Genomic DNA, 12,430 nt, shown 5'->3' with positions numbered 1-12,430 from the left:
GATTGCAGAGTGTCAGCCAGCAAATCAGATACTGACACACCGCTATCGCGGGCAAGCCCCCTCCCACATTGGATTGAGGGGCTCTCAGGTTATTGCGAAGTCTTGGCCATCTGCTTATCCGATGTCCGGAAGATCAACCGCGTGGTGTCATACCCCTGCTGTCGCGCCCTGCTCAGCAGGTCTTCGCGAGTATCGGCACTGACCGTTGGCGTGCGCGACAGGATCCACATATAGCGCCGGCTCGGGCTGCCGACGATGGCGGTCTTGTAGTCATCGCTGACGTACAGCACCCAGTAATCGCCCTTGGCGACGCCCGGCAGCAGTGACGTGAACCAGTTGTTGAATTCCACCCAGAGCTTGTCAGTCTTGCCAGGCACTTGCGGGGTGGCGGTGCCCTTGGCTTCTTCCCACTTCCATTCGGTGGTCAGGCAGCGGTTAAACACCGACATGTCGCCATCGGGCAACAAGGTGTAGCGTGCTTCGGACTGCGCGCAGTTGCGCTGAAAGTACATCGGCAATCGGGCCAACTCATACCAGGTGCCCTGGTAACGCTTGAGGTTGACGCTGCCGGCAGTCTTGGGTTGCAGATCATCGCCAGAATGGCTGGCACAGCCCGCCAAAAACAGGCTGGCACAAAGGAACAAAACAAAACGCATCATTCTTCTTCTCCCGCAGGCTCTCGCCCCGGTTTACTTCAGGCCTTGCCCGGAAAACATGAGAACTTTGTCACCGGCATATTGAACGCTGATAAAGCTGGTTTTATCGCCCCACGTGCAGCTGGACATGCCCAGTGCGCCGGAACAATCGGTCGGCTTACCCAACAACGACTCCACCTCGGCCTTCGGCATGCCGGCCGACAACTTCGCGTAATTTTCCTGGTTGATCTTGCTGCAAGCGGCCAACAGCACGCAAAAAGCCAGCAAAGCGAGACGGCGTAACGACATGGAATAACTCCTGGAGGGACAAGGCAGCGTGGGTATCTGCCAGAAGCTTAGAAGGGAAAACAGGTGTCTGGTTCCCGACGAGTAAAAACAAAAAAGCCCCGAAAACGCTGAAACGTTTCGGGGCTTCTTTAAGGGTGAACCGGCTCACAACAACGCCGATCACTTATCGCCGCAGCTTACTTCTTGTGATAGGCCGTCACGCGCTCAACTTCTTCCTTCGAACCCAGGAACACCGCTACACGCTGGTGCAGGCCTTCCGGCTGGATGTCGAGGATGCGCTGGTGGCCGTCAGTGGACGCGCCGCCCGCTTGTTCAACCAGGAACGACATCGGGTTGGCTTCATACATCAGGCGCAATTTGCCCGGCTTGGATGGCTCGCGGCTGTCACGTGGGTACATGAACAAGCCACCACGGGTCAGGATGCGGTGCACGTCGGCTACCATCGCCGCGACCCAACGCATGTTGAAGTTTTTCTTCAGCGGGCCTTCTTCACCGGCCATCAACTCGCCCACGTAGCGGGTAACCGGTTCTTCCCAGTGACGCTGGTTGGACATATTGATCGCGAATTCCTGGGTGGACGCAGGAATGGTGATGTCTTCGTGGGTCAGTACGAAGCTGCCCATTTCGCGGTCCAGGGTAAAACCTTTAACGCCGTCACCCAGGGTCAGCACCAGCATGGTCTGTGGGCCGTAGATCGCGTAACCGGCAGCGACCTGCTCGGTGCCTGGCTGCAGGAAAGCCTTTTCGTTCAGGGCTTCGTTCTGGCTCAGGTATTCGTTCGGGCAGCGCAGCACGGAGAAGATAGTGCCGACCGGTGCGTTGATGTCGATGTTGGACGAACCGTCCAGTGGGTCGAACACCAGCAGGTAGGCACCTTTCGGGTATTTACCCGGGATCTGGTAGGCATTGTCCATTTCTTCGGACGCCATGCCGGCCAGGTGACCGCCCCATTCGTTGGCTTCAAGCAGGATCTCGTTGGAGATTACGTCGAGCTTCTTCTGTACTTCGCCCTGCACGTTTTCAGTGCCCATGCTGCCCAGGACACCACCCAGTGCGCCTTTGGACACGGCATGGCTGATTTCCTTGCAAGCACGCGCGACCACTTCGATAAGGAAGCGCAGATCGGCAGGCGTGTTGTTGCTGCGGGTCTGCTCAATCAAATAGCGACTCAAGGTAACGCGGGACATGTAAGGCTCCGGAGAATGGGGGGCTTGAAAACCCGCGCAGTTTAACGCGAGTCGGGGCGTATTTCCTCCTATCAGAGGATTTAAACCCAATAGAGTTCATGGACTTTATTTAACGCGCCGCCGGTGGCTTGCGCAGCAAACTGTAGGCCATGGCGCCCAGTGCCGCCACGCCGAGCAGCAAGACGGCCCAGAGCCCGAGTTTTTTCCAGTTCGGCCCGTCCTCCACAGCGGCTACGACCACCGGCGACGCGACCGCAACGTCCCCCACAACCTTGGCCTGTCCCAGCGTATTGAGGCGCTCGGCACTGTAATCGGGGATCAGGGTCGACAGTGGCAGGCTTGCGGCTTTCACCGACGCATTGCCCAACGCCAGGCTGAACGGCGGCTCACCCCGCGCCAGGAACACCAACTGGGTAGCGCGCACCGCAAAGCGCAGCGCCGGCGCATCGGCGCCCAAACCGCCACCGCGCTCGTCCACCTGCAACTTGAGTTCGGTCACGACCTGACCCGGCAACTGCAACTCATCCTGCACCACGTCCTGGCCGTTTTGCGTCAGGCGGTACAGCAAGCCATTGTTCAATGGCTGCCACAGTTGTTTGGCATCGCTGCGTCCCGCCAATGTCACCGGTGCCAGCGTGTTGGGCTGCTTCAACTCAATGCGCAAACGCTCGACACTCAGCCCAGTCGGCAACTGCCAGCTGTACTCCCCAGCCTTGAGTCGCGTTCCCGCCAATGGCTGCGACCACACCAACGGCATTGGCAGACTGCTGCGCGTAGCACTCACCAGCTTGGCCGAGGTCAGCAGCGGCGCCGCCTGCCCCTTCCATACCAGACGCAGGTAGCGCGCTGAGCGTCCTGCCAGGCTGACGTCATGCTGTTCGACCCGTTCGTCGGCGAACGACAAGCGTGCCACCTGCCCCTCGCCCCAAGGCTCCCAGCGCTGCAAGTCATCACTGGCTTCAATGCTGAAACGCTGGAAGCCCTCTTGCTCACGGCTCCAGTCCAGGCTCAGTTGCTGCAACGGTGCCTTGATCGCGCTGGCGTCCAGCACCCAGCCGCGCAATACCTGCTTACCGGGCTTGGCGGCAGAAGACGGTTTGATTTCCACCAGGGTGCCTTCGGTGGTGGTTTTCATCACCACACCGGGCAGGCTTTCCTGAGTGTCGGCGGCGTACAGCGGGAACCACTTCACATCAGCGACGTTGCGACTTTCAGTGCGCTGGGAAGATTGTCGCGACAGCGCATAGGCCTGGGGCTCACCGGCGGCGTTAAACACGCGAACGTCAGCGAGGTCCGCCTGGCGCGCGTTGAGTTGCACAGCCAACGGCAATTCAAGGCGATACCAGGGGCCATTGCCGCTCACACTCAGCGGCACATGGTGGGTGAAATCAGCCGGGGCTTCCTGGGCCGACGCCGCCAGCGCCGCACACATGCCCACCATGGCCACGCTCAACTTACCGATCAAGAGGATGCTCCTTCAGTTTCCATCACAGGTTCGGCCCGCTTAGGTGGCAGCGGTGCGAAATAACCCACCACCAGCAACAGCCCGCCCACGCCGATAAACGACACGATCCGCGCCAGGCCGCCACGGTTACTCAGTTCGACAAAGAACAGTTTGGCCACCACCACCGCAATCAACGCGGCGCCGATCAACCACACTTCGCGACGATGGCGCAGGTGGCCGCCGATCATCAGGCCGAGGGCGATCAGAGTCCACACAATCGACAGGCCGGCTTGCACCAGCATCGACTCCAGCAACGCATCCAGATGGAACGGCACGCCGCCCCAGTGGTGCGCGGTGCGCATGACCAGTGCCGTGAAGAACGCAAACAACGAGAGACCCGCGATCCCTTGTGCGGCCAATTCGGCACGCGGCCCGCGTTGTGGCGCCACGCTTCGGGACCACAGGTAAACACCCAGCAGCGCGAAGAGCAGGCCCAGTTCCAGAGGGTTGAGCAGAGGCACGTAAGGCAACGGATTGGCGGTGCCATCGCTGAAGGTATTCGCCAGCCAGAACCAGCCGAGCATCAGCACAGCCAATGGCAGCGCGGCCAGGACTCGGTACTCCCTTGGGTACGCCGACACTGGCCACGGCCAGGTGCGCGGTGCGGCGGCCAGCACCAGGTACAGGCTTGGCAGGATGGCCCAGCCCAACCAGCGCCAGGCGTTGTATTCAGCCGACAGGCGCAACAGTCCATAGCGCAATTCCAGTGCCAGCACGCCGATCAGCATCCAGCAACCGAGGACATGGGCAATACTCAGCATCCTGGCCGGAACCACCGGCGCCAAGCGGCGCAGCGAGATGAAATGCACCACAAACACCGCCAACCAGGCCAGCCATCCGTACTGCGCCGCCGGGTGATAGTAGCTGTGGGCAGATACCAGCAACGCCACGCCCGCCGCCGGCATCAGCAAGGTGCACAGCACACCCAGGGATGCCCAGCGCAGTCGCGCCGCAAGCAGCGCCCAGATCGCCACGCTCACTGCGGCAAGCCCCAGCAGGAAAGAACCAAGCAACGCTTGCGGAACAAAGCGCAACACTTCGCCACCCAGCGCCAATGTCCACCACGCCGCCCCCCACACCAGCAAAAGGTCAGACAAGCGTTGCAGCTTCAGCACCGCAAACACCGGCGCATGGGGCTCACGTTGCAAGCGCCAGGCGCCGATCAAGGCGGCCAGGCCCAACACCATCGGCGTCCAGAAACCACTGTGCGCCAGCGGACGCAGGCCTTCGCCGGTCAACGGCCCGAGCAATTGCGGCACCGCCAGCAGGAACGAACCACCGCCGACCAGTTGCAGCAGCAACCCAAATACAAAACTGACGCGTTGTTGCAGGTACAAGCTCAGCCAGATGATCAACAACCCACTGGCAGCCCATACGCCGCTGGCGCTTTCCCATGGCAGCACAAACAGCACCGCCAGATTGATCAAAACCAGACCGGCGAGCAGCACCACCGACAACCCACGTAACAGCCGCACATCGCTGCGCACCATGTCGTCGCGTGCCGCCAACAGCATGCCGCCAATCAAGGCCAGGCCGATCAGGGAGGCCGTGAGCAAACCACTCCAGCCCGCATTGAATACCGCCGCGCCCTCCCCGCCCTGCAAGCGCACCAGGAATAACGCGCCACCCAGCAATTGCACCGCGAACGCAGTGAACAGGAAAGTGCGCGAGCCAATGCGCAGGCCGATAAACAGGGTCGCCAGACCGGCGATGGCCCAACTGATGGCGGTGCCTTGGGTCAGCAACAGCAAGGGCGCCAGCAGGTACAAAAAGCTCAAGCCCAGAGACGCCAGGACCGGCAGCCCTTTGCGCTCCCACTCTGCCGCGTGCTGCGCCGATGCCTTGCGCAACTGATCGAAGCTGAACAGCAACGCGGCGCCGAGCAACAACGCACCCAGCGGCGCACCGTCGAGCAGGCTGTGTTCGCCAATGCGCAGTTCGCTGAGGAAGGCCAGCGCTGAGCCCAATTGCAGCAACAAGCCGAACGCACGCGCCAACGGTCGCTGCTGGCGCAAACCGAGCCAGAAGATCCCGGCGCCTTCCACCGCCCACGCCGCAGCCGTCCAACGTGCATCAAGGCCCAGAGGAATCGCCAGGCTGGCAAAGATCACGCCCAGGGCCAGGCACGTTTCCGCCAGCAGCAACGCGCGTCCGCCACTGAGTAACCGCGCCAGGCCCATGTAGATAATGCCCAGGCCCAACGCACTGAACGCCGCGGCGAATTCCAGATGCTGTACCAATGCGAACTGCAAGCCAAAGCCAACCAGCGGCGGGCCGAACAGCATGCCGCCGTCAACGTAATCACCCTTGGCAGCCGACCAGCGCAACAACGCATCACGGCCTTCGGGCGCGTCGCCCAGCTCCAGCAATTTGCGTCGGGCGAACAACAGGCCGATGGCCAGATACATCAGGAAGAACAGGATCAGGAATGGCTCGGTGCTCCACAGCAATTCCGGCGTGTAGGAACGCATTCCCCAGGCGAAGCCGATGCCGAAGGTACCGACGAACCCGATCAGGTTGAGCAAGCGCCAGGCCTTGAACCAGGCAATGGCGAGGATACCGGCGTTGAGCAGGGCAAAATAACTGAACAGCGCAACATGGTTACCGGCGCCGGTGGACGTGAGGATCGGTGCCGCAAAACCGCCGAGTGCTGCCGCGCAGGCCAGGCCCAATGCGTCCTGGGTGACCGCCAGGATCGCCGAGAACACCGTGACCGCAACCAGCAGGCCCAACGCCGCGCTCGGGTCGATCAACGGATGCAGGCGCATCGCGGCAAACACCGTCAAGTACAGCACCGCAATCCCGGTGCCTTGCAGCATCAAGCCGTAGTTGCTGTTGCGCAGTCTCAGCCACCAGCCCAGGCCCAGCAGGCCGACGGCGGCAGCAGCCACACCGGCGTAACGCAACTCGATCGGCACCACCATGCCTTCGGTGGCATAACGCAGCAGGAACGCCAGGCCGAGAAACAACAGCACCACGCCGACGCGCAGGACGGTGTTGCCACCAAACAGCCAATTGCGTGCACCAGCGAGGGCACGTTCGAACAGGTTGGGGCCACGGGGGATAGCAGGTTCTTCAGGAGGGCGCGGAGCCGGAGCAGGCTTCCAGGCGTCTTCAGGCAATGCAGGGCTTGGTTCGGCGATCATGGCGACGGGCGCCAATTCGGCCGGCAGCTCCCAAACCAGTTCGGGGGCCTTGGCGATGGGTGTCGGTTCAGGGATGGAGGGTTCGACCACCGCGGGACTGGCCGGCGCAGGCACTTCCAATTGCCGCAGTCGCTCACCGAGGGCGATCACCGACTTCTGCGAGGTTTCCAACTGACGCGCCTGCTGTCGCACCTGGGCTGCAAGCTTCGACAGGCCAATGGCTTGGCCAATGCCCAACCCCAGCAGTGCGCCGATGCCTGCGTCATAGAACGACTCATCGAGCGTCCAGCCGACAACCAGGCCAATCAGCATGAAAATCCATTGCATGGTCGATATTCCCTAAGCAAACCGGCGCTCAGTATATCGACGCGCAACCAATGTGGGAGGGGGCTTGCCCCCGATAGCGGCGTGTCAGTCGACATATTCGTCAACTGACCATCCACTATCGGGAGCAAGCCCCCTCCCATATTTGGATCCAGGGTGCTTAGTCGAGCGCTTTCCAGATCTCCGTGGCGTACTCGCGGATCGTCCGGTCCGACGAGAACCAACCCATGCGCGCGGTATTGAGCACCGCCGAACGCCACCATGCCTTGGAGTCATGCCAATGCGCTTCGACCCGCGCCTGGGCATCCCAGTAGGAGTCGAAGTCGGCACACACCAGGAAGCGGTCGTAGTCGATCAACCCGTCGATCAAGCCCACATAGCGGCCCGGATCATCCGGCGAGAACACCCCGCCACGGATCGCTTGCAGCACATCGTTGAGGCGATGGGACGCAGCAATATCAGGCCCGGCGTTGAACTCGCCAGCGTGTTTTCGGGCTTCCACCTGCTGTGCACTGAGGCCGAAGATAAACATGTGATCGGCGCCCACACGCTCGTGCATCTCCACGTTGGCGCCGTCCATGGTGCCGATGGTCAGCGCGCCGTTGAGGCCGAACTTCATGTTGCTGGTGCCCGACGCTTCAAAGCCGGCCGTGGATATCTGCTCCGACAAGTCCGCCGCCGGGATGATGCTTTCTGCCAGGCTGACGTTGTAGTTGGGCAGGAAGACCACTTTGAGCAACCCGCGCACAGTCGGATCGTTGTTGACGGTGCGGGCGATATCGTTGGTCAACTTGATGATCAACTTGGCCTGGTGATAACTGGCCGCCGCCTTGCCGGAGAAGATCTTCACCCTCGGCACCCAGTCGGTGCCCGGCTCGGCACGGATCGCCTGGTAAAGCGCCACGGTGTGCAGCAGGTTGAGCAGTTGGCGCTTGTACTCGTGGATACGTTTGACCTGCACGTCGAACATCGCCGCCGGGTTCACCGAAATGCCCAGGCGCTCGTGGATGATCTCGGCCAGTGCACGCTTACTGTGCAGGCGCTGGTCGGCGAAGGCTTTGCGGAAGGTCTGTTTCTCGGCGAAGGTTTCCAATTCGCCCAAGCGGGTTTCCATGGTGTCGAGAATGTCCGGACCCAGGGCTTCCACCAGCATCTCGGTGAGCTTGGGGTTGGCCTGGTACAGCCAGCGGCGGAAGGTAATGCCGTTGGTTTTGTTGTTGATGCGGTCTGGGTAGAGCTTGTGCAGTTCGGAGAACACCGTGCTGCGCATCAGTTGGGTGTGCAAGCCCGACACGCCATTGACGCTGTGGGAGCCGAGGAACGCCAGGTTACCCATGCGCACGCGGCGACCATTGTCTTCTTCGATCAGCGACACAGCGCGCAGCACGTCAAAATCGTGGATACCTTTGGCGCGCAGCGAGTCGATGTGCTGGGCATTGATCAGGTAGATGATCTGCATGTGCCGAGGCAACATGCGTTCCATCAGGCCTACCGGCCAGGTTTCCAACGCCTCGGGCAGCAAGGTGTGGTTGGTGTAGGACAAGGTTTCGACCGTGACCTGCCAAGCGGCGTCCCAAGCGATGTCGTGCAAATCCACCAGTTGGCGCATCAACTCGGCCACGGCGATGGACGGGTGGGTGTCGTTGAGCTGGATCGCCGCGTGTTCGCCCAGGCTCAATACCGAGCCATGCATGTTTTTGTGGCGGCGCAGCAGGTCTTGCAGAGAGGCGGAGACGAAGAAGTATTCCTGACGCAGGCGCAGCTCCTGCCCTGCTTCGGTGCTATCCGCCGGGTAAAGCACCCGGGAGATGCTTTCAGCGCGGGCCACTTCGGCGACGGCGCCCAGGTGGTCACCGGCGTTGAAGCGCTCCAGGTGCAAGTCTTCCACCGCCCGTGCACGCCACAGGCGCAGGGTGTTGACGCTTGCACCGCGCCAACCGACCACCGGCGTGTCATAGGCCACGGCGCGCACGGTCTCGCTGGGCGTCCACACTTGGATCAGCTTGCCGGCGGCGTCCGGCAGGGTTTCCACGCTGCCGCCAAAGCCGATCGGGTAGATCACTTCAGCGCGCTCGAACTCCCACGGGTTGCCGAAATCCAGCCAGCGTTCGGTCTGCTCCTGTTGCCAGCCATCGACAATCGCCTGGCGGAACAGGCCATGTTCATAACGGATGCCATAACCGTGACCGGCAATGCCCAAGGTCGACATGCTTTCCATGAAGCATGCGGCCAGGCGGCCCAGACCACCGTTGCCGAGCGCCGCGTCAGGCTCCAGCAGGCGGATACGCTCAAGGTCGACGCCAAGTTCGCTGAGCGCTTCGCGGGCAATCTCCAACACACCAAGGTTACTCAGACTGTCGTAGAGCAAACGGCCGATGAGGAATTCGAGGGACAGGTAATACACACGTTTCTGGCCCTTGCGGTAAATACGCCGCGTGTGGTCCATCCAGTGATCGACCATCTGGTCGCGTGCGGCCAGGGCAATGGCTTCGAACCAGTCGTGGTCGAAGGCGTGATCCGGGTCCTTGCCCACCGCGTAGGTGAGTTTGGTCAAGACGGCATCGCGAAATGCGGCTACCTCTGCTTCTCGTGCAAGTGGTTCCTGAGACATCAATTGCGACCTCGGGCGAGATAGAAGGAGTTGCTAGAGCCTAGACGGTCTGACAGACGGTAGACGCTCTGGTTCGGCAGTTTTTTAACGCATTTACCTTTAGCGGGTTTTGATGCATTGGCCGTGCCTGCTTTCGCCCATCGCACCGTTCGGGATGAAATACGCAAAATATTGTTCAAAAAACCACCAATCCCGGTATGATCGCGCGCCCGGATACAGCCCCACCTTTTGGAACCTTGATGAAGCCTCAACTGATCGCCGCCGCGGAACTCGACCGTCTTGAGACCTGGCAGAAATATTCCGCCCACATGTGCGGTGGCTGCGTGTCCAGCTGCTGCACGCTGCCGGTCGAAGTGAAGATCAAGGACCTGATCCGCATTGGCATCGTCGATGAGTTCGAACGCGGCGATCCGCCGAAGAACATCGCCAAGCGGTTGCAGAAGGAAGGCATCGTCGAGCGCTACAACAACAAATCCGAGATTTTTACCCTGCAGCGCATGAGCAACAACGATTGCCTGTACCTGGATCGTAAGACGCGCTTCTGCACTATTTATGACAAGCGCCCGGATACCTGCCGCAATCACCCGAAGATCGGACCGCGGCCGGGGTATTGCGCGTACAAGCCGAAGGAAGTGGTGCGCGAGACCAATTTCAAGACCCTCGACAAGTTCTGATCCGGGTTTTGCAGGGGGCTCAAGGGCTCTATCGGGGGCAAGCCCCCTCCCACACTGACCGCATTCCAAATGGCTGTACTCGGTCAAATGTGGGAGAGGGCTTGCCCCCGATGAGGCCGGTACAGCCACCACAAAACCAGCAGGCATAAAAAAACGCCCCCGGCCTTTCGACCGGGGGCGTTTTTCATTCAGCCTGAGTTAACTCAGTTCTTGGCTTTCTTGGCAGCGCGGGTACGCTCGCCTTCGTCCAGGATCTTCTTACGCAGGCGGATCGACTTAGGCGTAACTTCGCACAGCTCGTCGTCCTGGATGAATTCCAGGGCCTGTTCCAGAGTGAAGCGAACAGGTGGGACCAGAGCGATGGTTTCGTCTTTGCCCGAAGCGCGCATGTTGTCGAGCTTCTTGCCTTTGGTTGGGTTGACGCCCATGTCGTTGTCACGGCTGTTCAGACCAACGATCTGACCGTTGTAGATCTCTTGACCGTGTTCAACGAACAGCTTGCCACGCGCCTGGAGGGTTTCCAGGGAGTAGGTCAGTGCCTTGCCAGTCTCAACCGATACCAGAACACCGTTCTGACGGCCGGACATGTCGCCGGACTTCATGGTGTCGTAGCGATCGAAGATCGAGGTCAGGATGCCAGCGCCGTTGGTCAGGGTCAGGAACTGGTTACGGAAACCGATCAGACCACGAGCAGGGATGTTGTATTCCAGACGCACACGGCCTTTGCCATCCGGCACCATGTTGGTCAGGTCGCCTTTACGCAGGCCCATCTCTTCCATGACCTTGCCCTGGGATTCTTCAGGGGTGTCGATGGTTACGTTTTCGAACGGTTCCTGCTTCACGCCGTCAACTTGACGGATGATCACTTCTGGACGACCAACGCCCATTTCGAAGCCTTCGCGACGCATGGTTTCGATCAGTACCGAGAGGTGCAGCTCACCACGGCCGGAAACCTTGAATTTGTCAGCCGAGTCGCCTTCTTCAACGCGCAGTGCAACGTTGTACAGCAGCTCTTTGTCCAGACGTTCCTTGATGTTACGGGAAGTCACGAACTTGCCTTCTTTACCGCAGAAAGGCGAGTCGTTTACCTGGAAGGTCATGGAAACGGTTGGTTCGTCAACGGTCAGAGGCTTCATCGCCTCGACGTTGTCCGGCTGGCACAGGGTGTCGGAGATGAACAGGGAGTCCATACCGCTCACGCATACGATGTCGCCAGCGAAAGCTTCTTCAACGTCGATACGGTGCAGACCGTGGTGACCCATCAGCTTCAGGATACGACCGTTACGCTTCTTGCCGTCGGCGCCGATAGCAACAACCGGGGTGTTCGGCTTGACGCTACCACGAGCGATACGGCCAACGCCGATAACACCCAGGAAGCTGTTGTAGTCCAGTGCCGAGATTTGCATCTGGAACGGGCCGTCACGGTCAACTTTTGGAGCCGGTACGTTGTCGACGATCGACTGGTACAGCGGGGTCATGTCTTCAGCCATGTCGGTGTGTTCCAGACCGGCAATGCCGTTCAGGGCCGAGGCGTACACGACTTTGAAGTCCAGCTGTTCTTCGGTAGCACCCAGGTTGTCGAACAGGTCGAAGATCTGGTCCAGAACCCAGTCCGGACGCGCGCCTGGACGGTCAACCTTGTTGATGCACACGATCGGACGCAGGCCGGCTTCGAAAGCCTTCTTGGTCACGAAACGGGTTTGCGGCATAGGGCCGTCTTGGGCATCAACCAGCAGCAGAACGGAGTCAACCATCGACATTACGCGTTCTACTTCGCCGCCGAAGTCGGCGTGGCCCGGGGTGTCCACGATGTTGATGTGGTAGCCGTTCCAGTTGATAGCGGTGTTTTTTGCCAGGATGGTAATACCGCGCTCTTTTTCCTGGTCGTTGGAGTCCATCACGCGCTCGTCGTTGAGCTCGTTGCGCTCCAGGGTGCCGGATTGACGCAGGAGTTTGTCTACCAGGGTGGTTTTACCATGGTCAACGTGAGCAATGATGGCGATGTTACGTAGATTTTCGATCACTTGTGTATCTCGATCA

At 60.4% G+C, this 12,430-nt stretch carries 8 protein-coding genes; 1 reads left to right on the top strand and 7 read right to left on the bottom strand.

From position 1 onward, the window contains the following. Nucleotides 1–89 precede the first annotated feature (89 nt). The 6 genes from LRO94_RS02495 to LRO94_RS02470 form a co-directional block, all read right to left on the bottom strand. Nucleotides 90–659, bottom strand: coding sequence for a lipocalin family protein (locus LRO94_RS02495; RefSeq protein WP_032890161.1), 570 nt, complete (start codon nucleotides 657–659; stop codon nucleotides 90–92). A 30-nt stretch (nucleotides 660–689) separates the two neighbouring features. Next, a complete protein-coding gene (locus LRO94_RS02490) occupies nucleotides 690–944 on the bottom strand; it encodes a lipoprotein (protein ID WP_032890159.1) in 255 nt (84 codons plus the stop codon). Nucleotides 945–1,120: 176 nt separating this feature from the next. Continuing rightward, complete coding sequence (locus LRO94_RS02485) at nucleotides 1,121–2,131, bottom strand: class 1 fructose-bisphosphatase (RefSeq protein WP_003237460.1); 1,011 nt, start codon at nucleotides 2,129–2,131, stop codon at nucleotides 1,121–1,123. Nucleotides 2,132–2,240: 109 nt separating this feature from the next. Then, nucleotides 2,241–3,593 (bottom strand): DUF3999 domain-containing protein, encoded by a 1,353-nt coding sequence (locus LRO94_RS02480; protein ID WP_179180105.1) that lies wholly within the window; start codon nucleotides 3,591–3,593, stop codon nucleotides 2,241–2,243. Then, complete coding sequence (locus LRO94_RS02475; protein WP_179179647.1) at nucleotides 3,593–7,108, bottom strand: DUF2339 domain-containing protein; 3,516 nt, start codon at nucleotides 7,106–7,108, stop codon at nucleotides 3,593–3,595. The genes LRO94_RS02480 and LRO94_RS02475 overlap by 1 nt, the downstream gene beginning before the upstream one ends. A gap of 157 nt (nucleotides 7,109–7,265) precedes the next feature. Further along, nucleotides 7,266–9,716 (bottom strand): glycogen/starch/alpha-glucan phosphorylase, encoded by a 2,451-nt coding sequence (locus LRO94_RS02470; protein ID WP_032890155.1) that lies wholly within the window; start codon nucleotides 9,714–9,716, stop codon nucleotides 7,266–7,268. Between the two features lie 239 nt (nucleotides 9,717–9,955). On the opposite strand from LRO94_RS02470, the gene LRO94_RS02465 reads away from it, so the two are divergent. Continuing rightward, on the top strand, nucleotides 9,956–10,390 hold the full coding sequence (locus LRO94_RS02465) for a YkgJ family cysteine cluster protein (protein ID WP_003187815.1): 435 nt from the start codon (nucleotides 9,956–9,958) through the stop codon (nucleotides 10,388–10,390). Between the two features lie 203 nt (nucleotides 10,391–10,593). Here LRO94_RS02465 and typA read toward each other — a convergent pair whose 3' ends face one another. Then, nucleotides 10,594–12,414 carry a translational GTPase TypA gene (gene typA, locus LRO94_RS02460; RefSeq protein ID WP_032890153.1) on the bottom strand — a complete coding sequence of 607 codons (1,821 nt, stop codon included), beginning with the start codon at nucleotides 12,412–12,414 and terminating at the stop codon, nucleotides 10,594–10,596. Nucleotides 12,415–12,430: the final 16 nt, after the last annotated feature.

This window comes from Pseudomonas sivasensis, from assembly GCF_021391435.1.
Taxonomy (GTDB): Bacteria; Pseudomonadota; Gammaproteobacteria; order Pseudomonadales; family Pseudomonadaceae; genus Aquipseudomonas; species Aquipseudomonas sivasensis.
This window is presented reverse-complemented; position numbering and strand designations above follow the sequence as displayed.